Genomic DNA, 23,644 nt, shown 5'->3' on the forward strand with positions numbered 1-23,644 from the left:
GCACGACCCGCCCCCGGGCACCCGGACGAGTGATCTCGTCCGCGGCGCCTGGGGGTTTTCGTTGTGTCAAAGAACGCCCCAGGGACTCCCTAGGAGCCGCATCGCGGCGGCCCGGGGTGTGTCGTCCGGGTGATTCGATCATTACTGAACGTATCGTTGCCCGACGTCACGGGGCGTGGGCCCGCTGACGGTCGACGACGAGCCCCTGAACGCGAGGGGATCACGGCAAGGATTTCTAGCCGCGCGGGTCAGGACGGGTCATCCGGCCGCGCGGGACGTCGGGGGGCGCTGGATGGCGGGGGACAGGGCCGAGGTCCGGGACGGCCGGGCGGGGTCTGCGCGCGGCCGGGCGCAGGCCGAGATCATCGGGATCGGCCCGTTCGGCCGACCGGCGCCCCATCTGGCGGTAGCGGTGGCACGGGCCGGCGGCCTCGGCGTGCTCGACCTCGGCCTGGACCGCGACCGGGCGCGCGCCGCGCTGGCCGACGTCGTCCGCTGGTGGAAGGGACCCTTCGGCGTCCGGGTGCCGGCCGGGTGCGGCGTGCGCCCCGACGACCTCCCGGACGCCGTGGACACGGTCGTGATGGACGCCCCGGCGGCGGGCGACGCGGCCGCGTACGCCCGCGGGCGCCGGTTGCTGATCGAGGTCGTGAGCCCGGCGGAGGCGGCGGCGTCCGCCCCGGTCCCGGGACTGTCGGGCCTCATCGCGCGCGGCTGCGAGGCCGGCGGCCGGGTCGGCGAGCTCACCACGTTCGTGCTGCTCCAGCACCTCCTCTCGGACCCGCGCGTGGAGGTGCCGGTGTACGCGGCGGGCGGGATCGGGCCGCACACCGCCGCCGCCGCGGTCGCGGGCGGCGCCGCGGGCGTCGTGCTCGACGTCCAGCTCGCCCTGGTGCGGGAGACGGACCTGCCCGCCGACGTGGCCGCCGCCCTCGCCGCCATGGACGGCAGCGAGACCACCGTCGTCAACGGGCACCGCGTCTACACGCGGCCCGACCTGCCGCGGATCGAGCTGGCCGGGCTCGACCCGGCCGGGGTCAACGCCCTGCTCGGCGCCACCGGCCTGCGGCAGAAGCTGCTGCCCGTCGGGCAGGACGGCCCGCAGGCCGCGTCGCTGGCCGGCCGGTACAAGACCGCGGGCGGCGTCGTGCAGGCGGTGCGCGAGCAGATCACCGCGCACATCAAGGCCGCCGTGAAGGCCGAGCCGCTGGCCCCCAAGGACAACCCGCCCGGCACCCCCATCAGCCGCGACTATCCGGTCGTGCAGGGCCCGATGACGCGCGTCAGCGACCGTTCCGCGTTCGCCGCCGCCATCGCCCAGGACGGCGGGCTGCCGTTCCTCGCGCTCGCGCTGATGACCGGCGACGAGGTGCGCGACCTGCTGCTCGACACCGCCGACCGGCTCGGCGACCGGCCCTGGGGCGTCGGCGTGCTCGGCTTCGCGCCGCCGGAGCTGCGCGAGGCGCAGCTGGCCGCCGTCCGGGAGGTCAGGCCGCCGTACGCGGTGATCGCGGGCGGCCGGCCGTCGCAGGCCACCCCGCTCGAAGAGGCCGGGATCAGCACCTACCTGCACGCCCCGTCGCCGGGGCTGCTGGAACGTTTCCTCGCCGAGGGCGCCCGCAAGTTCGTCTTCGAGGGCCTGGAGTGCGGCGGCCACGTCGGGCCGCGCGGCAGCTTCCCGCTCTGGGACGCCCAGATCGAGCGGCTGCTGGAGTTCGCCGACGCCGAACCCGGTGCCGCCGCCGAACTCTCGGTCATGTTCGCCGGCGGGATCCACGACGAGCGGTCCGCCGCCATGGTCGCCGCGCTCGCCGGCCCGCTGGCCGAACGCGGCGCCGACGTCCGCGTGCTGATGGGCACCGCCTACCTGTTCACCTACGAGGCGGTCGCGGCGGGCGCGATCCTGCCCGGGTTCCAGCGCGCCGCCGTCGAGTGCGACGCGACCACGCTGCTGGAGACCTCGCCAGGCCACGCCACCCGCTGCGCCCGGACCCCCTACGTCCAGGCGTTCGAGTCGGCCCGCGCCGAGCTGGAGGCGGCGGGCGCCGGCCGCAAGGAGATGTGGGCCCGGCTCGAGGAGCTCAACCTCGGACGCCTGCGCGTCGCCGCCAAGGGCCTGCGCCGCACGCCGCACGCCGCCGGCCTGGAGATGGTCGAGGCGGACGAGCAGCGCCGCGAGGGCATGTACATGCTCGGCCAGGTGGCCGCGCTGCGCACCGCCACCACCAGCATCACCGGCCTGCACGAGCAGGTCACGACCGGCGCCACGTGCTTCCTGTCCGCGCGCGCCGCGCTGCTGGGCATCTACCTGGAGGCCGGCGAGCAGCCCGCCGAGTCCGCGGCGCCCGCCGACATCGCGATCGTCGGCATCGGCTGCGTCTTCCCCGAGTCCCGCGACGCGGGCGAGTACTGGGCCACCATCGTCGGCGGCGTCGACGCGGTCACCGAGGTGCCCGCCGACCGGTGGGACCCGGAGGTCTACTACGACCCCGCCGCCACCCGCGGCGGCGGCTCGGGCGCCAAGACCCCGTCGAAGTGGGGCGGCTTCCTGCCCGACATCCCGTTCGACGCGTTCGCCTACGGCATCCCGCCCAGCTCCCTCGCCGGCGTCGAGCCGATGCAGCTGCTCTCGCTCGAGGTGGCGGCGCGGGCGCTGGCCGACGCCGGCTACGCCGACCGGCCGTTCGACCGCTCGCGCACCTCGGTCTTCTTCGGCGCGGAGGGCGGGACCGAGCTCGGCACCGCCTACGGCACCCGCGCGATCCTGCCCCAGTTCTTCGGCGAGGTGCCCGGAGGCCTGGACGAGCAGCTGCCGCGGCTCACCGCCGACTCGTTCCCCGGCGTGCTGACGAACGTCATCGCGGGCCGCATCGCCAACCGGCTCGACCTCGGCGGCGCCAACTACACCGTCGACGCCGCCTGCGCCGCGTCCCTGGCCGCGCTCGACGCCGCCTGCAAGGACCTGGCCGCCGGGACGAGCGACATGGTGTTGTGCGGCGGCGCCGACCTGCACAACGGGATCAACGACTACCTGCTCTTCTCGTCGGTGCACGCGCTGTCGCCCAGCGGCCGGTGCGCCACGTTCGACGCCGACGCCGACGGCATCGCCCTCGGCGAGGGCGTCGCCTGCGTGGTGCTCAAGCGGCTGGAGGACGCCGAGCGCGACGGTGACCGGGTCTACGCCGTCATCAAGTCGGTGGCCGGATCCAGCGACGGCCGTTCGCTCGGCCTGACCGCGCCGCGCGTCGAGGGGCAGCGGCTGGCGCTGCGCCGCGCGTACGAGCGGGCCGGCGTCTCCCCGGCCCGGGTCGGGCTCGTCGAGGCGCACGGCACCGGCACCGAGGTCGGCGACCGCACCGAGCTGGCCACGCTCACCGAGACGTTCGGCGCCGCCGGCGCCGCGCCGGGCAGCGTGACGCTCGGCTCGGTCAAGTCGCAGATCGGGCACACCAAGTGCGCCGCCGGGCTGGCCGGGCTGATCAAGACCGCGTACGCGCTGCACACCGGCGTGCTCCCCGGCACGCTCAACCTGCGGAGGCCGTCGAGCGCCTGGGACGCGGTCACCAGCCCGTTCGTGTTCGGCGCCGCCGCCCGGCCGTGGGCCGCCGCCCCCGGCGAACGGTACGCCGGGCTCAGCGGCTTCGGGTTCGGCGGCTCCAACTTCCACGCCGTGCTCGCCGGGTACGACGGCGCGCCCGAGCCGGTCTCCGGCCTGGCCGAGTGGCCCGCCGAGCTGTTCCTGATCCGCGGCACCGACCGGGCCGCCGCCCGCGCCGAGCTCGACCGGCTCGGCGCCCTGCTCGACGCCGGGCAGGTCCGGCTGCGCGACCTCGCCCGCACGTTCGCCGCCGGTGACGGCCCGGTGCAGGCGGCGCTGGTCGCCACCGGGCCGGACGACCTGCGGGTCAAACTGGCCGCCGCGCTGGAGTTCCGGCCCGCGCCCGGCGTCTTCGTCCCCGACCCGGGCTCCGGCACGGGCTCCGGCACGGCCGAGCCCGGCCAGGTGGCGTTCCTCTACCCGGGCCAGGGCAGCCAGCGGCCGGGCATGCTCGGTGACCTGTTCGTGGCGTTCCCGCGCCTTCAGCGGCTGCTGCGGCTGGCCGGCGGGCGCTACGCCCAGGCGATGTTCCCGCCCGCCGCGTTCACCCCGGAGGAGAACGAGCGGCAGCGCGCGGCGATCACCGACACCCGCGTCGCCCAGCCCACGCTCGGCATCGCCGGGCTGGCGGTGCATAAGCTCCTCACCGAGCTGGGCGTGCGCCCCGACCTGGCCGCCGGGCACAGCTACGGCGAGCTCGTCGCGCTGTGCGCCGCTGGCGTCTTCGGCGAGGACGACCTGGTCGCGCTGAGCGCGGCGCGGGCCGAGGCGGTCCTGGCCGCCGCCGGCGCGGGCGAGGCGGAGGGCGGCCGGGACCCGGGCGCGATGGCCGCGGTCACCGCGAGCCTGAACGAGGTGCGGGCGGCGCTCGCGGACGTCTCCGAGGTCGTGGTCGCCAACCACAACGCGCCCCGGCAGGTGGTGATCTCGGGCTCCACGGCGGCGCTGGAGACCGCGCTGGCCGTGCTGGACCGGCAGGGCCTGGCGGCCACGCCGCTCCCCGTCGCGTGCGCGTTCCACAGCCCGCTCGTCTCGGGGGCGGCCGCCACGCTGCGCGCCGAGCTCGCCGGGCGCGACCTGCGGTCGCCCGCGTTCCCCGTGTGGTCCAACACCACGGCCGCGCCGTACGACACCGAACCCGCCGGGCTGCGCGCCACGCTGGCGGGCCAGGTCGCCGCGCCGGTCCGGTTCGTCGAGCAGATCGAGGCGATGTACGCGGCGGGCGCGCGGGTGTTCGTCGAGGCCGGGCCGGGCCGGGTGCTCACCGGGCTCGTCGGCAGGATCCTCGGCGACCGGCCGCACACCGCGGTCGGCGTCGACGCGACCGGCGAGTCCGGCCTGCAAGGCCTGCTGGAGGCGCTGGCGCGGCTGGCGGTGGCCGGCGTCGCCGTCGACCCGCTGCCGCTGTTCGCCGGGCGCGACGCGCGCCGGGTCACGGCGGCCGACGTCCGCCGCACCCCGGGCTGGACCGTCAACGGGCACCTCGTCCGCACCGCCGACGGCGGATACCTGACCAACGCGCTGCGCCCCGCCGAGCGGGTCGAGCTCCCCACCGGAGGAACCATGGCCGATGACCAGCCCGCGCCGAGCGTGACCGAGGCCGCGGTCCTGGAGTACCTGCGGACCAGCCGCGAGCTCGTCGCCGCCCAGCGCGACGTGGTGCTCTCCCTCCTCGGCAGGTCCGCGCCCGCCGCGCCGCCCGCCGCGCCCGCGCCCGCCCCGGTCCCGGCGCCGCGCGCGGTGTACGCGGGCGAGGTGCTGCCCGGCGCGGGCCCCACGCCCGAGGCGGCCTCCGCGCCCGCCGCGCCGCCCGCGTCCTCGGACGCCGCGCCTCCGCCCGCACCCGGTCCCGAGGCCCCGGCGCCCGCGGACCCGGCCGTGCCGGAGCCCGCCGCGCTGACGCCGGACGGCGTCCGGGCCGCGGTGCTCTCGGTCATCGCCGCGCGGACCGGCTACCCCGAGGACATGCTCGGCGCCGGACTGGACCTCGAGGCCGACCTGTCGATCGACTCCATCAAGCGCACCGAGATCATCGGTGAGCTGGCCGAGCGGGTCGGCCTCACCACCGCGGGCACCCGGCTGGACGAGCCGATCGTCGAGCAGCTCGCCCGCATCAAGACGATCGGCGAGATCGTTCCGTGGATCTGCGGCCGTCTGGGCATCGGCGCCGACCGGCCGGAGGCCCCCGCGCCCGCGCCCGCGCACATGATGTCGGGAGGCCCGGGCACCGTCGAGGTGCCGGTCCCCGCCCAGGGCGAGCCCGCCCCCGTCCCGGTGGTGAGCGCCCCCGTCCGCCAGATCATCCGGATGGCGGACCTGCCGCCGCTGCCCGCGCCCGAGCCGATGCCCGGCCTCTTCGCCGGCCGCCGGTTCGTCATCGTCGACGACGGCTGCGGCATCGCGCTCGAACTCGCCGACCTGCTGGAGCAGCAGGGCGCGCAGGTGCGCACCCCGCTGGAGCCCGAGGGCGGCTGCGACGGCCTCATCCACCTGGCCGCGCTGCGTCCCGGCGGCGGCCCGGTGCTGCCCGGCGCGTACGGCGGCATCCGCGAGGTGATGCTCGGCGGCGGCCTGCGCTGGCTGGTCTTCGCCAGCGGCGCGGGCGGCACGTTCGGGCGGCGCTTCGACGGCAGCGGCATCGGCGACCCGTCGCCGGGCGCGGGGCTGCGCGGCCTGGCCCGCACGCTCGCCCAGGAGTACCCGGAGGTGCTCGTGCGCGCCGTCGACGTCGACACCAAGGACAGCCCGCGCGCCGTCGCGCTGCGCATCCTCGGCGAGATGCTCGTCGCCGAGGCGCCGGTCGAGGTCGGGTACGACGGCGACCAGCGCCGCACGCTCACCGTCGCGCCGGTCGAGCTGCCCGCCCCCGCGCCGGACGTTCCGGGCGACGCCCCCGCCCACGGCCTCGATCTGGGCACCGGCGGCGTCGTCCTGCTCACCGGCGGGGCCCGCGGCATCACCGCCCGGCTCGCGCTCGAACTGGCCCGCACGACCGGCTGCCACATCGAGCTGGTCGGCCGTACGCCCGAGCCGGGCGCCGAGGACCCGGCCGTCGCCGCCGCGACCGACGAGGTGGCGCTGCGCCGGGCGCTGGTCGCGCAGGGCGGCCGCACCCCGGCCGAGATCGAGGCGGCCATCCGCCGGATCCTCGCCGAACGGGAGGTGCGCGGCACGCTGGAGGCGCTGCGTGGCGCCGCCGCGTCGGTCCGCTACCACGCGGCGGACGTGCGCGACCCGCAGGCCGTGCGCGCCGTCGTCGAGGACGTCTACGCTCGGCACGGCAGGCTGGACGGCGTGGTCCACGGCGCCGGGCTCCTGGAGGACCGGCTCGTCCGCGACAAGGCCCCCGAGTCGTTCGACCGCGTCTACCGCACCAAGGTCGACGGCGCCGGGGCGCTGGTCGCCGCGGTCCGTTCCGACCTGCGCTTCTTCGTGGTCTTCGGCAGCATCTCCGGGATCTACGGCAACCGCGGCCAGGCCGACTACGCCGCCGCCAACGACGCCTGCGACACCCTCGCCCGCGTGTGGCGCACCGAGCTGGGCGGCAAGGTGCTGGTGGCCGACTGGGGGCCGTGGGCCGGCGGCGGGATGGTCTCGCCCGAACTGGCCCGCGAGTACGCCCGCCGCGGCATCGCGCTGATCGACCCGGCCGCGGCCGTGACCGCCCTGCTCCGCGAGATCGCGCACGGCGACGAGGTCCAGGTCGTCTTCACCGGGGCGGCCAGGTGACGCCGGACCCCGAACCGATCGCCATCGTCGGCGTCGGGGCGGTCTTCCCCGGCGCCGGGTCGGCGGCGGAGTTGTGGCGCAACGTCCGCGCCGGCATCGACGCGATCACCGACGTGCCCGCCCACCGGTGGGACCCGGCCCTGTACTACGACCCCGAGGCCTACGGGCGGGCGCCCGAGAGCGACCGGTTCTACTGCCGCCGCGGCGGTTTCGTGGACGACCTCGCCACGTTCGACCCGACCAGGTTCGGGATCATGCCCGCCGCGGTGGCGGGCATGGAGCCCGACCAACTGCTCGCGCTGCGCACCGCGGCCGAGGCGATCGCGGACGCCGGCGGCGACGGGCGGCTGCCCGACCGGTCCAGGATCGGCGTCGTCATCGGGCGCGGCGGCTACATCACGCCCGGCATCGCCCGCTTCGACCAGCGGGTGCGCACCGCCCACCAGCTCACCTCGGTGCTGGCGGAACTGGTGCCCGGCCTCGGCGCCGACCGGCTGGCCCAGATCAAGGCCGCGTTCCGCGAGCGCCTCGGCCCCGACGGCCCGGACGCCTCGGTGGGGCTCGTGCCCAGCTTCGCGGCGTCCCGGATCGCCAACCGCTTCGACCTGCGCGGACCCGCGTACACGCTGGACGCGGCCTGCGCGTCGTCGCTGCTGGCGGTGGAGCACGCCGTGCGGGCGCTGCGCTCGGGCCAGTGCGACGCCATGCTCGCCGGAGCCGTGCACCACGCCCACCACGCCACGGTGTGGAGCGTGTTCAGCCAGCTCCGCGCGCTGAGCCCGACCGAGCGCATCCGCCCGTTCGACCGTTCCGCCGACGGCACGCTCCTGTCGGAGGGCACCGGCGTCGTGCTGCTCAAGCGGCTGTCGGACGCCGAACGCGCCGGCGACCGGATCCACGCGGTCGTCCGCGGTGTCGGGTCGTCCAGCGACGGCCGCGCCGGCAGCATCATGAGCCCGCTCGTCGACGGCCAGGTGCTGGCCGTGGAGCGCGCCTGGCGGGACGCGGGCCTGGACCCGGCGGCGCCGGACGCGCTCGGCCTGGTCGAGGCGCACGGCACCGGGACCCCGGCGGGCGACGAGGCGGAGCTGGAGACGCTGCGCCGCGTGTTCGGCGCGGACGGGCCGCCGCTCGCGCTCGGCACGGTGAAGTCGATGATCGGCCACGCCATGCCCGCGAGCGGGATGGCGGGCCTGATCAAGGCCGCCTGCGCGGTGCGCGACGGCGTCCTGCCCCCGACCCTCAACATCGACGAGCCGCACCCGGCCCTGGCGGGCGGCCGGCTGCGCCCCGTCCGCGAGTCGGCGACGTGGGAACGGCCCGCGGCGGGCGTGCCGCGCCGCGCCGTCGTCAACGCCTTCGGCTTCGGCGGCGCCAACGCCCACGTCATCCTCGAAGAGCCGCCCGCGAACGTGGGGAGCGGCGGCCCGGGACGGGGGAGGCTCTCCGGCCCCCGCACGCCGGACGCCCCGCGGGACGCGGGCGGAGACGGCGGGGTGCTGCGGCTGGCGGCCCGCACCGACACCGAGCTCGCCCGGCTGCTGGAGGCCGGGGACGGCGAGCTGATGGCTCTCGCGGCGGCGGGCGAGGACCCGCCGGACCTGCCGTGCCGGCTGGCGATCGTGGAGCCCACGCCCCGGCGGCTCGAACTGGCCCGCGCGATCGTGCTCCGCGGCACGCCGTGGCGGGGCCGCAGCGACATCTGGTTCACCCCGCGGCCCCTGCTGGCCGCGGGCGGGAAGGTCGCCTTCCTCTACCCGGGGTTCGAGCCGTCCTTCGAGCCGCGGATCGACGACGTCGCCGACCACTTCGGCATGGCGTGCCCCGAGCTCACCGGCCGCGCGGACCTGCTGGGCCACGCCGCCGACGTGATCGCCGTGGGCCGGCTGCTGACCGCCGCCCTGGCCGAGCTGGGGATCGAGCCGGACGTGGCCGCCGGGCACAGCCTCGGCGAGTGGACCGCGATGATCGCCACGGGGATGTACGAGGGCGGCGCGGTCGAAGCGGTCATGGCCGCGCTCGACCACGAGGCCCTCGACGTCCCCGACGTCATGTACGGGGCGCTGGGATGCGGCGCCGACCGGGCGCAGGAGGCCATCGGGACGTCCGCCGAGGTCGTGGTCAGCCACGACAACTGCCCGCACCAGTCGGTGATCTGCGGGCCGCCCGACGCGGTGCGCGAGGTGCTGGCCAGGCTCGGCGCCGAGGGCGTGCTGGGCCAGGAACTGCCGTTCCGGTCCGGGTTCCACACCCCGATGGCCCAGGCCTACATGAGCTCGGTGCACCGCTCGTTCGACGTGCTCCCCCTCCACCCGCCGCGCGTCCCGCTGTGGTCGGGCACGACGGCCGCGCCGTTCCCCGCCGCGGCCGGCGAGGTGCGCGAGCTGGTCGTGCGCCACCTGCTGGAGCCGGTGCGGTTCAGCGAGCTGGTCGAGGAGCTGTACGGCGCGGGCGTGCGCGCCTTCGTGCAGGTCGGTCCGGGGAGCCTGACCGGGTTCGTCGGCGACCGGCTGGGCGGCCGGGAGCACCTCGCGATGCCCGTCAACGTTCCCAAGCGCGACGGGCTCGGGCAGCTGCGCCGCGTCGTGGCCGCGCTGTGGGCCGAAGGCTACGGCGGTTTCGACCGGGACGAGCCGGTCCCCGGGCAGGGCGGCGACCAGCGGGCCGCGCTGCGGCTGGACCTCGGCACGCCGCTGGTCCGGCTGGACGGCGCCGTTCCCGCGCTGGACATCGGCTCGGGCACCGGCGCGGGTGCGGGCGCGACGACGCCCGGCATGACGACGGCGGGCCTCGCGCCGCTGCCCGCCGACGACCCGATCATGGCGGAGCTGGACGCGCTGCTGCGCGAGGCCGCCGAGAGCGCGCAGGTCGTGATCGACGCCCTGCACGCCGGGGCCGTCCCCCCGTCCCCGGACACGATGCCCGCGCCGCGCCCGCGCGTCACCGAGCTGACCACCTCGCGGGTGTTCTCGCTGGAGTCGATGCCGTACGTCATCGACCACTGCCTGATCCCGCAGCCCGCGGGCTGGCCGGACACCTCCGACCGGTTCCCGGTCGTGCCGCTCACCACCCTGCTCGAAGTGATGGCCGAGACCGCGCGGGAACTGTTCCCCGACCTCGTCGTCATCGGGTTCGAGGACGTGCGGGCGCTGCGGTGGGTCGTGGCCGAGCCGGCCACCACCGCCGACGTCCACGCGGCGCAGGCCGACCCGGGCGGCGTGCCCGCCGGCGGCGTCCGGCGCGTGAAGGTGGTCATCAAGGGCCACACCGACGGGACCGTCCTGCTCGCCCCGGCCTACCCCTCGCCGCCCGCGCCGGACCGTACGCCGCTCACGGCCGAGGGGCCGCCCGTGGTGCGAGCCGACCGCTTCTACGCCGAACGCTGGATGTTCCACGGACCGCTCTACCAGGGCGTCAGCGAGATGTCGGCGATCGCCCGCGACGGCCTGCGCGCCGGGCTGACCTCGCTGCCCACGCCGGGCGCGCTCATGGACAGCGCCGGGCAGCTGTGCGGGCACTGGATCCAGGTGTACGGGGACAAGGACCAGACCGTGTTCCCGATCGGCATCGAACGGGTGTCGTGGTACGGCCCGCTGCCGCCCGCCGGGGAACGCCTCGACGCCACCGTCCGCAACCGCGCGATCTCCGACACCACGATCAGGTGCGACGCCGAGATGGTCGGCGCGGACGGCCGGGTGTGGGGGCGCGTCGAGGGATGGACGACGCACCGCTTCTTCACCGACGAGGCGGTGTGGCGGATCAAGTTCACCCCCGAGGTGTCGGGCATCGGCGAGGCGCAGCCGGGGGACTGGTGCCTGGCGCGCAAGCGCTGGGACGGCACCTCGTCGCGGGACCTGCTCATGTGGCAGTACCTGTGCGCCGCCGAACGGGCCGAGTACCAGGCCCTGACGCCGCGCGAGCAGGGGCCGTGGCTGCTGGGCCGCATCGCCGCCAAGGACGCCGTACGGCACTGGTTGTGGGAACGCGGGCACGGGCCCCTGTTCCCGGCCGAGCTGACCGTGCGCACGGACGAGGCGGGGCTGCCACACGTCACGGGCCCGTTCGACGAGCCGCTGGCGGTCTCGGTGGGCCGGTCGCGCGAGCTGGGCGTGGCGGTGGTGCGGCCGGCGGCGGCGCCGGCCGGCATCGACGTCCGCCCCCTCACTCCGGACCCGGGCCCCGGCGGCCCGGCGGGCGGTGCTGCGGGCGGTGCCGGGGACGAGCCCACCCTGAACGAGGGCGAGCTGGCCCTGGTGGCGCGGCTGCCCGGGGACGCCGCCACCGAGACCGCCCGGGTCCTGACCGCCAAGCGCGCCGCCGCGCGGCAGGCGGCGGCCAGGGACGCGGCCAGGGACGCGGCCAGGGACGCGGCCGGAGCCCCGGGCGACCGGCGGCCGGTCAGCACGGCCGACCACGTCGTGACCGCCGCCGACGGCGACCGGCTGCTGGTGGCCGCGCCCGACTCGCTGACCGCGGTGACGTCGCGCGTGATGGACGGGCATGTCGTGACGTGGACCGTCACGACGCAGAGCAGACACTCCCACGACTCCCAGGAGGGATGAGCATGAGCAGCACCGCTGGCACCGGCCAGGTTCTCACCGAGGTCGTCCGGATGCTCGTCGACGTGGTCGGCGAGGACTTCCTGCTCGACCTGGAGGTCGGGCCCGGCACCACGTTCAACGAGGACCTGGCGCTGGAGAGCATCGAGTTCGTGGCGCTCGCCGAGAGGCTCCAGGGGCGTTACGGCGACCGGGTCGACTTCGCCGCGTTCATCGCGGGCATGGACCTCGACCAGATCATGCGGATGACGGTCGGCGACCTGGTGGCGCACATCGAGTCGCGGCTGCAGCCCGCCGGCGTCTGAACCGGGGCGGGGGCGGCCTTCCGGTCATGGCGTTCGTGTGCGCGCGGGGTGTGCGGTTCCATGTGGTCGATCTCGGACGGAGCGTCGGCCCGGAACCGCTGGTGATGCTGCACGGGCTGTTCACCGGGAGCGCCGCGTCCTGGTTCTTCACGGTCGCGCCGGCGCTGGCCCGGCGGCGGCCGGTGCGGCTGCTCGACTGGCGCGGCCACGGCATGAGCGAACGTACCCCGACCGGCTACGGCACCGCCTCGATGGCCGGCGACCTGGCCGAGCTGACGGGCGACCTGCCGCCGTTCGCGATCACCGGGCACAGCTACGGCGCGGCCGTCGCGGTCCGGTTCGCCCGCGACCATCCCGGCCGGGTCACCCGGCTGGCGCTGGTCGACCCGCCGTTCGCGGGCGACCCCGCCGCCGTCGTGCCGGCCGTCGGCGCGGGCGCCCGGCCCGGGACCGGCGGCGGGCGGCGGACGGCCGCGCTGCTGGAGCGGACGAGCCTGCTCACCGACCTGGCGGCCGAGCCCCCGATGACCGAGGACGACCTGCGCGGGGTGGGCGAGGTGCCGGTGCTGACGGTGGTCGGCGCGCAGTCCCCGTTCCGCGCGTCCGGAGAACTCGTCGGCAGGGCGCTGCCCGCCTCCCGCCGGCACGTCCTGAACGGCGGGCACGACCTGCACATCACGGCGCGGGCGCGGCTCACGCGCCTGCTGACCGACTTCCTGGAGGACGCGCATGCCTGAGGTGACCGCACGCGGGATCCGGTTCCACGTTCAGACGATGGACCCCGCGCACGATCTCGAACGGGGGAGCACGTCCGATCCGCCCGTGGTGGTGTTCGTCCACGGGCTGGTCATGGACAACCTCTCCAGCTTCTACTACACGCTCGCCGGGCCGGTGTCGGCCGCCGGGGCGCGCGCGGTCCTCTACGACCTGCGCGGCCACGGGTTGTCGGAGCGCACCGCCACCGGCTACTCGGCGGCCGACGCCGTCGCCGACCTGTTCGGCGTGCTCGACGCCCTCGGCCACACGCGGCCGGTCCACCTGGTCGCCAACAGCTTCGGCGGCGTCGTCGCGCTGAACGCGGCGCTGGCCCGGCCCGAACGTGTCGCCGGGCTGGTGCTGATCGAGTCGTACGGCCCCGCCGAACGTGCCGGCGAGTGGACCGAGGACATGCTCAACACGCTGGGCAAGTCCGCGCTCGTCCTGGAGTACGAGCGCCTCGCCGACCAGCTGATGGCCATCGGCTGGCGCCAGCGCGGCAGGCAGGCGCGGACCGCCGACGCGCTCATCAACGGCACCAGCCTGCTCGACGACCTCGCCGCGGTGGAGCCCGTCCTGCCGGCCGACCTGGCCACCGTCGCCTGCCCGGTGCTCGCCGTCTACGGCAGGCACTCGGACGTGGTGGACGCGGGACGGCTGCTGCTGCGCGCAGTCCCCGACTGCACGCTGCACGTCATGCCGGAGCACGCGCACACCGTCCTGCGGGAGGGGACCGCGGAACTGCTCGACGTGATGTTGCCCTGGCTGGCCCATCACGCGGGCACGCGTGTGCCGCTCGCCGCGACCGCCGCTTCGAACGGAGGTGCCTGATGGCACGCCAAGGCCGTAGGGGACGCCGCGTCCAGGTACCGTCGCTGCTCGCCCCGGCCCCTGAGCCCGCGCCGGAACCCGAGGACGCCGCTCCGGAACCGGAGGAGGCCGCGGCGGAACCGGAGGAGGACGGGCCGACCGTGGACGAGACAGGCCCGCGGCGGCGGTTCCTGTTCGCCGTGCCGCCGCTCGCCGGGCACGTCAACCCGACGGTCGCGGTCGCGGCCGAGCTGGCGGCGCGCGGGCACGAGGTCGCCTGGGTGGGCCACCGGGCCGGCCTGGAGCCGCTGCTGCCCGGCGGCGCCCAGATCTTCCCGGCGGAGAACGAGACGTTCACCAGGCGCCTGGAGGCGGCGCGCGGCCGGTGGCTCGACCTGCGCGGCCCGGCGGCGCTGAAGTTCCTCTGGGAGGAGTTCATCGTCCCGCTCGGGCACGTGATGATGCCCGGCGTCCAGGCGGCGATCGACACGTTCGACCCGGACGTGGTCGTCTCCGACCAGCAGGTGCTGGCGGCCCCGGTCGCCGCGCGGCTGCGCGGGCTGCCCTGGGCCACCTCCGCCACCACCTCCGCCGAGTTCACCCGGCCGCTGGCGGGCATGCCGCTGGTCGAGGAGTGGGTGCGCGAGCAGATCGCCGACTTCCAGCTCGACCACGGCATCGAGGACCTGCTCGACCTGCGGTTCTCCGACCACCTGGTGCTGGTGTTCTCCACCGCGGCGCTGGTCGGGGACGTCTCGTTCTTCCCGGACCACATCGCGTTCGTCGGGCCCGCGCTCGGGCGGCCGCCGGGCGGCGACTTCCCGTGGGAGTGGCTGGAGGACGGCGACGACCGTCCCGCCGTGCTCGTGTCGCTCGGCACGATCAACGGCGCGGCGGGCAAGAGGTTCTTCCGGGTGGCCGCCGACGCCGTCCGGGACATGCCGGTGCGCGCGGTGTTCGTCACCCCGCCCGGCACCGTCGCCGACCCGCCGCCCAACGTGCTGGTCCGCGAGCACGTGCCGCAGCTCGCGCTGCTGGAGCGCCTGTCGGCGGTGGTGTCGCACGGCGGTCACAACACCGTCTGCGAGACGCTGGCCCACGGCCTGCCGCTGGTGGTCGCGCCGATCCGCGACGACCAGCCGGTCGTCGCGCGGCAGGTCGAGGCGGCGGGCGCCGGGATCCCGGTGCGGTTCGCCCGCGTCCGCGCGGACGAACTGCGGTCGGCGCTGGAGAACGTGCTGACCGACCCGTCCTACCGGGCCGCGGCCGAGCGTGTCCGGGACTCCTTCACCGCCGCCGGGGGCGCGGCCCAGGCGGCCGAACGGCTGGAGAAGCTCGCATGATCTGGATCCCCCTGCTCGTCGCGTCCGGCACCGTCGCCGGCGCGGTGCGGCTGCGCCGGAGGCTGGCGCCACTGCGCGTCCTGCCCGTGCCGGAGGACGAGCAGGCCGCGCGCCGCGCCGGCGACAAGGACGACGGGCGGGACGCGGCGTACAAGCTGGTCACCGCCGAGGGCGTGGCGGTGCCCGGCCGGCTGCGCCGCGCCGCGTTCGACCACGCCTTCGCGCACGACCTCCAGGTGCTCGACCTGGTCCCCGCCGACCTGCCGGTGGAACGGGCGCTGGACCTGGCCCGCGACGTCGACCTGCGGACCTACCGCCGCGACCCGGTGGCGCCGGGGCGCGGCGCCGGCTTCGCCGCGCTGGTCGCCGGCGACGTGCTCGCGCGGGCGGAGGTGCCGGCCGGAGCGCTGGACCGCGGCGCGTTCGGCGAGGCCACCGCGCGGTTGCGGCAGTACGCGCTGCCGCCGATGGACGGGGTCGGCAGCGGGGCGGGCATGGTCGCCGTGCCGTGCCGCACGGCGCCGCGTTCGACGTCGGGAGGCGGGCGCCGGGCGTGGCTGCGCGGCCTCGGAGTCTCGGTGCCGCGCCGGACCGGCTCGACGCTCGTCTCGTACGGCCTCGTCGGCGCGGCCCTGGTGGCCGACCCCTGGTGGGGCGTCCTCGCGGTGGTCGCCTACAGCGCCGTGCCCTACATCGTGTTCGCCGGGTCGGCGATCAGGCCGCGCGACCTGCACCGGTCGGCGCTGCTGCGCGTCGTCCGGACGCCGTGGCAGGTCTGGGCGACCCTCAGGGGGCGGCCGGGGGAGTGGGAGCGGCGGCTCGCCGAGCGGGAACGCGAGGACGCCGCGCGGTACGCGGGTGAGGTCGCGCACGGCGTCGACCGGTTTCTCCAGCCGCGCCGCGACGACTGCCCCTGGTGCGGGTCGCTCGCGTTCCGGAAGATCCTGACCAGCGGGGACGTCGTCCACGACCGGCCGGGGCGGTTCACGCTCGAACGGTGCGGCGACTGCGGGCACGTCTTCCAGCACCCGGCGCTCAACGACGCCGGGCGGGAGTTCTACGGCCGCGACGTGCACGGCCGCCAGCCCTTCGGCCTGGGCTCCGAGCCCACCGAACGGCTGGGCGCGCGGCGGGCACGGGTGAAGTTCGCGGCGTCCCACGTCCCCGTCCGCCCGCGCGCCTGGCTCGACGTGGGCGCGGGCCACGGCCGCTTCTGCGGAACGGCCCGCACGCTCGTCCCGGGCACCGCGTTCGACGGCCTCGACACCGCCGCCGGCGTGGCCGAGGGCGCGCGGCGCGGGTGGCTGCGCGCGGCGTACCGCGGCCGGTTCACCGACCTGAAGGACGAGCTGTCCGGGCGGTACGACCTGGTCAGCATGAACCACTACCTCCAGGGCGTCGACGACCCCCTCGCCGAGCTGGACGCCGCCGCCAAGATCCTGCCGCCGGGCGGCCACCTGCTGATCGAGCTGCCCGACCCGAGGGTCGGCCGCTGGTCGCAGCCGGGACACCGGCACCTGATCTCCAGGGGCAACCTGGAGGCGGCGCTCGCCGGCCGGGGCCTGCGGGTCGTCGCCCGCGGCCGGGCGCGGCACCGGTACGCGGCCCCGGGCCCCGGGCCGCTGCGCGGCGCGGGAACGGCCAGGACAGCGGCCGTGGCCCGCTGGATCGCCGCGGTGGCCTGGGCCGCACCGTTCCCGGGCTACCGGGTGCTGGCACGAAAGGACCAAGGGTGACCCACGCAGGAACCGGCACCGAGCCGGTCGCAGACCCGGCGCCGGTGGTCGATCCCGGGCCGGCGGTCGACTCCGGGCCGGCCGTCGATCCGGAACTGGCGGTCGATCCCGAGGTGCGCATCACCGCGCACGTCTTCGAGCGCGCCTACGGCCACACGCCCGCGGGCGTGTGGCGGGCGCCCGGCGGGCTCACCCTGCTGGGCGGCGGCCCCGAGCTGGCGGTCGCGCTGCCCTGGGGCGTCATCGCGGCGCTCGGCCCGGCCGGCGACGACGGCACCGCCGAGTTCTACTCGATGAGCCATCACGCCGACCGCTTCTCGGTCGGCCGCGGGCGGCTGCCGGCGGCGCTGGCCGCGGGCGCCGTCCCGGAGTGGGCGCTCCCCGCCGTCAACGCGCTCATCACCTGCGACCGCCCCGCGACCCGGGTCATGGTCAACCGCGAGCTGCCGGCCGAGATGGGCCTGCTGACCGGCGCGGAGACCGCCTGCGCCGTCGAGCTGGGCCTCGGCGCCGGCGAGGCCCGGCCCGGCGGGGCCGGCGCCCCGTCCGCGTCCTACCTGGCCGCGCGGCACGCCCGCGCCGATCACGCCCTGCTGATCACCGGGAACGGAGCCGGAGCCGGGGCCGGCTCCGGCGTCGCGGGCAGGGTCGAGCACCTGCCCTGTGATCTGACCGCTATCGGCCTACGCCTGCTGATCATGGATGTGGGGGCGTCCGCCGCGCCGCCCGCCCGTCCCGCGGGCGCCCTCGCCGAACGTGCCGCCGCCGCCCTGCGCGCCGGCTCGATCCCCGCGCTGGGCCCGCTGCTCACCGAGGCCCACGCACGCGGCGAGGCGACCCTTGACCTGGCCCTGGACACCGCCCGCGAGGCGGGCGCCCTGGGCGGCCTGGTCATCGGGCGCTGCGGGGTGGCCCTGGTCCCGATGAGCGCCGTGCCGAAGATCCGCGCCGCCGTCACCACCCGCCTGGCGGGCCGGGCCCGGCGGGCGCCCCGCTTCCTCACCGCCACCCCGTCGCCCGGCGCCGCCCGGGCGATGTGAGGCGGCGCCGCCCGGAGCGTCAGGGCTCGCCCACGAGACGGAGCGGCGTGAGCCGGAGCGGGCGCCGTCAGAGCTTGGGCGTGAAGGGGCGGCGGTATTCGGGGTCGTCGGGCAGGTCCTGGCTGCGCAGGGCGGTCTCGACGAGCTGGATGGCCGAGGCGAGGGCGACCAGGCGGCCGCCCTCGCGCCGGTAGGTCTCCAGGACGGCCTCGATGCCGTGCGGCGGGACGGCCTCGGCGAGCTCCACCCGGGCGGTGCGGAAACCGTCGCGGGCGGCCTCGACGGAGGCGTCGACGTGGTGGCGGGCCATGCGGGCCAGCGCGATCGGGTAGCGGCGCAGCACCCCGTAGCGGCGGTACTCCGGCGGCACGAGCTCGAGCAGCCAGGTCATCGCCGTGTCCTCGAAGCGCTCGGTGCCCGGGGGGTGCACTTGTGCGGGCCAGCCGGGCGGGATGTACGTGCTCACCCGCTCACGATAACCCGATATTCGAACTCATGTTCGACATAAATGGGACACATGGGCCTTACTCGTACCGAGGTGGTGTCACTCGAACCGGGGGGTCACTCGCCGGGGCGCGTGTCGTTCGGACGCGTCTCGCCCTCGCCGTTCGAGCGGCGGATGCGGATCTTGCCCGAGTCGAGGTTGTCGCGGCCGCTGGAGCCCGCCTGGAGCATGTCGTCGGCCTTGCGCAGCTTCTGCTGCTCCTGCTCCTCGATCTTGACCTTCTTGGAACCCTCGAAGGCGGAGGCCAGGTCCTCGAACATGCCGCCGCCGAACCCGGCACCGGTCTCTCCGTCGCCCCGGATGGCGCCCATCAGCGAGGACTTGCCGGTGCCCTCCTGGGGCCAGTCGACCGGCTCATGCTCGGCGGGCTTGGGGGCCGTCCCCAGGGGGCGGCCCTTGACGCGCTTGCGGCGGCGAAAGGGTGACTTCACACACTCTCCAACGCGATGAGTCTCCGAATTGATCCCGCCCGCCGTTCATCGTGTGAACGACCAGCGGGTGGGAGAACCGCTGAAGTCTCCCTGTTGCAGCCCGAACGCCCAATCCGGCCACACGGCGACCGTCGCGTTGACCTCAGGATCCAGGAAGTCCACACGATAGCCGGTGTCGTACTTGGCATTGACCATGTCGATGAAGCCCTGGAGACGTTCCGGCTCGGTGACCAGCTCGGCCCTGCCCTGCAGCACCACCGGGTTCTCCGCGTCCTCGGTGGCCACCGTGACCTGCTCGTTCTCCCGGATGTTGGCGATCTTGCGGGACGGCAGGCTGCTGCTGAACCACAACGCGTCGCCCGACCAGGCGCCCCACACCGGCATCGTGTGCGGGCGGCCGTCCGGCCACACCGTGGAGAGCCAGAAGTTGCGCGTGGTCTTCAGCCGTTCGACCGCCCATGACCAGGGCAGCAGGCCGGTGCCCTCCGTCGCGCTCTTGATCCCGTAACCGGGCATGTACGGGCGGCTGGCGCTGGGAACCACTTCTTGCGCGGTGCCCTTAGCCGACATGGCGTTCTCCCCTCGGTCTGGCTCTTCCGCCCCCATCGTTCCAGACGGTTCCGGACGCGGACACGTTCGGTCGCCCTGCGTGACTCGGCTGGGGCCGCCGGGAACGGTAGCCTGCGGGACGTGCGCCTCTCCGAAGTCATCGCGGTCCTCGAGGAGTTCTACCCCCCGGCCTGGGCCGAGTCGTGGGACGCCGTGGGACTGGTCTGCGGCGACCCTGATCAGGAGGCCTCCCGGGTGCTGTTCGCGGTCGACCCGGTGGCCGCCGTGGTGGACGAGGCACGCGAGTGGGGCGCCGACCTGATCGTCACGCATCACCCCCTGCTGCTGCGCGGGGTCAGCAGCGTGGCCGCGACGACGCCGAAGGGCCGCCTCATCCACCGGATGATCACCAGCGGGATGGCGCTGCACACCGCGCACACCAACGCCGACGTGGCCGATCCCGGCGTCTCCGACGCGCTCGCGCGGGCGGTGGGACTGACCGGGCCGCTGCGCCCGATGGTCCCGTCCGCCGACGATCCGGCCCGGGGGCTCGGCCGGATCGGGGAGCTGGACGCGCCCGTCACGCTGGCGGAGTTCACCGCCCGCGCCGCGGCCGGGCTGCCCGCCACCGCGCAGGGCGTCCGGGCCGCCGGCGACCCGGACCGTCCCGTCCGTACCGTCGCGGTCTGCGGCGGCGCGGGAGACTCGCTACTGGACACCGCGCGCGCGGCCGGAGTGGACGTCTACCTCACCGCCGACCTGCGGCACCATCCCGCGTCGGAGTTCGCCGAGTACGACGGCCCGGCACTCGTCGACGCGGCGCACTGGGCGACCGAGTGGCCCTGGCTGGCCGATGCCGAACGCCGGCTGGCCCTCAAGCTCGATGTCACGACCCGGGTGTCCACGCTCGTCACCGACGCGTGGAGCCTGCATTACGAAGGAGCAAAGTGAAAGCCGCATCGGAAGCCCAGCAGCGCCTGATCGACCTCCAGGAGCTCGACACCGCGCTCGACCGGCTGGCGCACCGCCGCCGCACGCTGCCCGAGCTGGCCGACATCGAGCGGCTCGAATCGCGGCTGACCGAGCTGCGCGACGCGATCGTCGCCGCCGAGACCGAGGTCGGCGACCTCGACCGCGAGCAGAAGAAGGCCGAGCAGGACGTCGACCAGGTCCGCAGCCGGGCGGACCGCGACCAGAAGCGGCTCGACTCCGGCCAGGTCACCTCGGCCAAGGACCTCAGCAGCCTCCAGGCCGAGCTCGCCTCGTTGCAGCGCCGCCAGTCCGACCTCGAGGAGGTCGTGCTGGAGATCATGGAGCGCCGCGAGGAGGCCGACTCCAAGGTCGGCCGGCTGCGCGCCGAGCAGGGCACCGCGCAGGAGGAGCTCGCCACCGCCGGGGGTCGCCGCGACGAGGCCCAGCAGAAGATCGACGAAGAGGCGGGCATGACCAGCACCGCCCGTACCACCGTGGCCAAGGACGTCCCGGACGAGCTGCTGGCGCTGTACGAGAAGTTGCGCGGCCAGTTCGGCGGGGTGGGCGCGGCCAAGCTCTACCGCGGCGCCTGCCAGGGCTGCCACCTGGCGCTCAACACCGTCGACCTCAACCGCATCCGCGCGGCGGACGCCGACGAGGTCATCCGCTGCGAGGAGTGCCGCCGCATCCTGATCCGCACCCCCGAGTCGGGCCTCTAGGCGTGGCGTCGGGGCGGAAACTGGTCGTCGAGGCCGACGGCGGCTCCCGGGGCAACCCGGGGCCCGCCGGGTACGGCGCGCTGGTGCGGGACGCGCTCACCGGCGAGGTGCTCGCCGAGGTCGCGGAGTCGATCGGCCACGCGACCAACAACGTGGCCGAGTACCGCGGCCTGATCGCCGGGCTCCGGGCGGCGTCGTCCCTGGACCTGAAGGCCCGGGTCGAGGTCCGGATGGACTCCAAGCTGGTCGTCGAGCAGATGTCCGGCCGCTGGAAGATCAAGCACCCGGACATGGTGCCGCTGGCGCTGGAGGCCCGCGAGCTGGCCGAACGCGGTCTCGGCTCGGTCACCTACACCTGGATCCCGCGCAACCGCAACGCGCACGCCGACCGCCTGGCCAACGAGGCCATGGACGCGGCGGCCCGCGGCGAGCAGTGGGAGCGCAAGCTCGACGAGGAGCCGCCCGCCCCTGAACCGCGGGCCCCCGGTCTCTTCGACGACCCGGGGGCCGACGGCACGCCCGCCGAGCAGCCGCAGGTGGCGCCGGCCTGGTCGCGGGCCACGGCCGTGCCCACCCGCACGCTGCTGCTCCGCCACGGCGAGACCCCGCTGTCGGTGGAGAAACGTTTCGCCGGGTCGGGGGACTATCCGCTGACCGGCAACGGGCTCGCGCAGGCGCGGGCGGCGGCGGTGGCGCTCAAGGCGGCCGGTCTCGACGCCATCGTCTCCTCGCCGCTGCGCCGCTGCCGCGACACCGCGGCCGAGGTCGCCGCGGTGACCGGCCTCGATGTACGGGTCGAGGAGGGGTTCCGGGAGACCGACTTCGGCGACTGGGAGGGCCTGACCTTCCGTGAGGCGGGCGAACGGTGGCCCGCCGAGCTGAAAGCGTGGCTGGCCGACCCTTCCGTGCCGCCACCGGGCGGGGAGAGCTTCACCGAGACCGACCGGCGGGTCAGGACCGCGCTCGACAAGCTCAAGGTGCGCCACCGCCACCAGCACGTGCTGGTGGTGTCGCACGTGACGCCGATCAAGCTCCTGATCAAGGACGCGCTGGGCGCCCCGATGGGGGTGATCTACCGGATGCAGCTGGACGTGGCGGCCCTGTCGTCCATCCACTGGTACGACGACGGCCCGGCGAGCCTGCGTTCGTTCAACGACACCCACCACATCGGGGGCTGACCGGTTCCGGACATTCCTCGGCCGCCCCGCGCTCGACTACTGTGCGTATGAGGACCGTCACGAAGAAGTGGAGGGGCCGTGGCCGACACCGGGATCCCGCGAGCCGGATCGAGCTGGTACAACGTCGTTCCCGACCTGCCCGCCCCGCCGCCCCCGCCGCTCCATCCGGGCACCCGCGAGCCGGTCGGGCCGGACGACCTGGCGCCGCTCTTCCCGATGGACCTCATCGCGCAGGAGGTCACCACCGACCCCTTCGTCGAGATCCCCGAGGAGGTCCGCGAGGTCTACCGGCTGTGGCGCCCCACGCCGCTGGTCCGTGCCCGCCGCCTGGAGCGCGCCCTGGGCACCCCGGCCCGCATCTACTTCAAGTACGAGGGCGTCTCGCCGGTCGGCTCCCACAAGCCCAACACCGCCGTGCCCCAGGCGTTCTACAACGCGCGCCAGGGGGTCCGCCGCCTCACCAGCGAGACCGGGGCCGGGCAGTGGGGGAGCGCGCTGGCGTTCGCGTGCGCCCAGTTCGGGCTGGAGTGCGAGATCTGGATGGTGCGCGCCTCCTACGACCAGAAGCCGCACCGCCGCTCGATGATGGAGCTGTACGGCGCCAACGTGCACCCCAGCCCGTCGCCGCTCACCACGTCCGGGGCCAAGGTCCTCGCCGAGCACCCGGGCTCGCCCGGCTCGCTGGGCATCGCCATCAGCGAGGCCGTCGAGCAGGCGGGCGCCGCCGACGACACCCGCTACGCGCTCGGCAGCGTCCTCAACCACGTCCTCATGCACCAGACGGTCATCGGCGAGGAGGCCCGCGAGCAGCTGGCGCTCCTCGGCGAGACCCCGGACCTCATCGTCGGCTGCACCGGCGGCGGCTCCAACTTCGCCGGCCTGGCCTTCCCGTTCCTGCGCGAGAAGCTCGCGGGCCGGATGGCCCCCAGGCTGCTCGCCGTCGAGCCGTCCGCCTGCCCCTCGTTCACCAAGGGCCGCTACGCCTACGACTTCGGCGACACGGCGGGCTTCACGCCGCTCCTCAAGATGCACACGCTCGGCCACGGTTTCGTCCCCGACCCGATCCACGCGGGCGGCCTGCGCTACCACGGCATGGCGCCGCTGCTCTCGCACATCTACGACCTGGGCCTCTTCGACGCGGTCGCCAAGCCGCAGCGCGAGTGCTTCGAGGCGGGGGTCCTGTTCGCCCGCACCGAGGGCATCGTGCCCGCGCCCGAGCCCACCCACGCCCTCGCCGCCACGATCGAGGCGGCCCGCGAGGCCACCACCGAGACCGTGATCCTCACCGCCCTCTGCGGCCACGGCCACTTCGACATGGCCGCCTACGACCGCTACCTGTCCGGCGAGATGGAAGACTTCGACCTTTCGCCCGAACGCGTCGCCGAGTCGCTCGGCCGCCTGCCCTGAGGCGGTA

15 protein-coding genes are annotated in these 23,644 nt (G+C 75.6%); 12 read left to right on the forward strand and 3 right to left on the reverse strand.

Going from position 1 to position 23,644, the window contains the following annotated elements; genetic code table 11:
* Nucleotides 1-292 precede the first annotated feature (292 nt).
* The 8 genes from ABZ810_RS32580 to ABZ810_RS32615 all read left to right on the forward strand — a co-directional run bounded on the left by ABZ810_RS32580 (nt 293) and on the right by ABZ810_RS32615 (nt 17,876).
* On the forward strand, nt 293-7,327 hold the full coding sequence (locus ABZ810_RS32580) for an SDR family NAD(P)-dependent oxidoreductase (RefSeq protein WP_358409816.1): 7,035 nt from the start codon (nt 293-295) through the stop codon (nt 7,325-7,327).
* Nucleotides 7,324-11,889 (forward strand): beta-ketoacyl synthase N-terminal-like domain-containing protein, encoded by a 4,566-nt coding sequence (locus ABZ810_RS32585; protein WP_358409817.1) that lies wholly within the window; start codon nt 7,324-7,326, stop codon nt 11,887-11,889. Before ABZ810_RS32580 ends, ABZ810_RS32585 begins: the two co-directional genes overlap by 4 nt.
* A 2-nt stretch (nt 11,890-11,891) precedes the next feature.
* The gene (locus ABZ810_RS32590) at nt 11,892-12,191 is read left to right on the forward strand and encodes a hypothetical protein (protein ID WP_358409819.1); all 300 of its coding nucleotides are present in this window, start codon (nt 11,892-11,894) and stop codon (nt 12,189-12,191) included.
* A 62-nt stretch (nt 12,192-12,253) separates the two neighbouring features.
* On the forward strand, nt 12,254-12,928 hold the full coding sequence (locus ABZ810_RS32595; protein ID WP_358409821.1) for an alpha/beta fold hydrolase: 675 nt from the start codon (nt 12,254-12,256) through the stop codon (nt 12,926-12,928).
* Nucleotides 12,921-13,778: an alpha/beta hydrolase gene (locus ABZ810_RS32600; protein ID WP_358409822.1), complete on the forward strand. Its 858-nt coding sequence runs from the start codon at nt 12,921-12,923 to the stop codon at nt 13,776-13,778. Before ABZ810_RS32595 ends, ABZ810_RS32600 begins: the two co-directional genes overlap by 8 nt.
* Nucleotides 13,778-15,100, forward strand: a complete 1,323-nt coding sequence (locus tag ABZ810_RS32605; RefSeq protein WP_358409823.1) for a glycosyltransferase — start codon at nt 13,778-13,780, stop codon at nt 15,098-15,100. The genes ABZ810_RS32600 and ABZ810_RS32605 overlap by 1 nt, the downstream gene beginning before the upstream one ends.
* Entirely contained in the window at nt 15,097-16,836 is a 1,740-nt protein-coding gene (locus ABZ810_RS32610) for a class I SAM-dependent methyltransferase (protein ID WP_358409825.1), read from the forward strand. The genes ABZ810_RS32605 and ABZ810_RS32610 overlap by 4 nt, the downstream gene beginning before the upstream one ends.
* Nucleotides 16,833-17,876 carry a hypothetical protein gene (locus ABZ810_RS32615; RefSeq protein ID WP_358409826.1) on the forward strand — a complete coding sequence of 348 codons (1,044 nt, stop codon included), beginning with the start codon at nt 16,833-16,835 and terminating at the stop codon, nt 17,874-17,876. The genes ABZ810_RS32610 and ABZ810_RS32615 overlap by 4 nt, the downstream gene beginning before the upstream one ends.
* A 67-nt stretch (nt 17,877-17,943) precedes the next feature.
* On the opposite strand, the gene ABZ810_RS32620 is transcribed toward ABZ810_RS32615, so the two are convergent.
* The 3 genes from ABZ810_RS32620 to ABZ810_RS32630 form a co-directional block, all read right to left on the reverse strand.
* A complete protein-coding gene (locus ABZ810_RS32620) occupies nt 17,944-18,342 on the reverse strand; it encodes a hypothetical protein (protein ID WP_358409828.1) in 399 nt (132 codons plus the stop codon).
* A 95-nt stretch (nt 18,343-18,437) separates the two neighbouring features.
* Nucleotides 18,438-18,812 carry a hypothetical protein gene (locus ABZ810_RS32625; protein ID WP_358409830.1) on the reverse strand — a complete coding sequence of 125 codons (375 nt, stop codon included), beginning with the start codon at nt 18,810-18,812 and terminating at the stop codon, nt 18,438-18,440.
* A gap of 45 nt (nt 18,813-18,857) precedes the next feature.
* Nucleotides 18,858-19,382: a pyridoxamine 5'-phosphate oxidase family protein gene (locus ABZ810_RS32630; protein ID WP_358409831.1), complete on the reverse strand. Its 525-nt coding sequence runs from the start codon at nt 19,380-19,382 to the stop codon at nt 18,858-18,860.
* A gap of 120 nt (nt 19,383-19,502) precedes the next feature.
* Here ABZ810_RS32630 and ABZ810_RS32635 point away from each other — a divergent pair, with 120 nt between their 5' ends.
* The 4 genes from ABZ810_RS32635 (at nt 19,503) to ABZ810_RS32650 (ending at nt 23,637) form a co-directional block, all read left to right on the forward strand.
* Nucleotides 19,503-20,312: a Nif3-like dinuclear metal center hexameric protein gene (locus tag ABZ810_RS32635; protein WP_358409832.1), complete on the forward strand. Its 810-nt coding sequence runs from the start codon at nt 19,503-19,505 to the stop codon at nt 20,310-20,312.
* The gene (locus ABZ810_RS32640; protein ID WP_358409834.1) at nt 20,309-21,052 is read left to right on the forward strand and encodes a C4-type zinc ribbon domain-containing protein; all 744 of its coding nucleotides are present in this window, start codon (nt 20,309-20,311) and stop codon (nt 21,050-21,052) included. The genes ABZ810_RS32635 and ABZ810_RS32640 overlap by 4 nt, the downstream gene beginning before the upstream one ends.
* Before the next feature lie 2 nt (nt 21,053-21,054).
* A complete protein-coding gene (locus ABZ810_RS32645) occupies nt 21,055-22,230 on the forward strand; it encodes a bifunctional RNase H/acid phosphatase (protein ID WP_358409836.1) in 1,176 nt (391 codons plus the stop codon).
* A 78-nt stretch (nt 22,231-22,308) separates the two neighbouring features.
* Nucleotides 22,309-23,637 carry a TrpB-like pyridoxal phosphate-dependent enzyme gene (locus ABZ810_RS32650; protein WP_358409838.1) on the forward strand — a complete coding sequence of 443 codons (1,329 nt, stop codon included), beginning with the start codon at nt 22,309-22,311 and terminating at the stop codon, nt 23,635-23,637.
* The last annotated feature ends 7 nt before the right edge of the window (nt 23,638-23,644 follow it).

Source organism: Spirillospora sp. NPDC047279 (assembly GCF_040643285.1).
Taxonomy (GTDB): domain Bacteria; phylum Actinomycetota; class Actinomycetes; order Streptosporangiales; family Streptosporangiaceae; genus Spirillospora.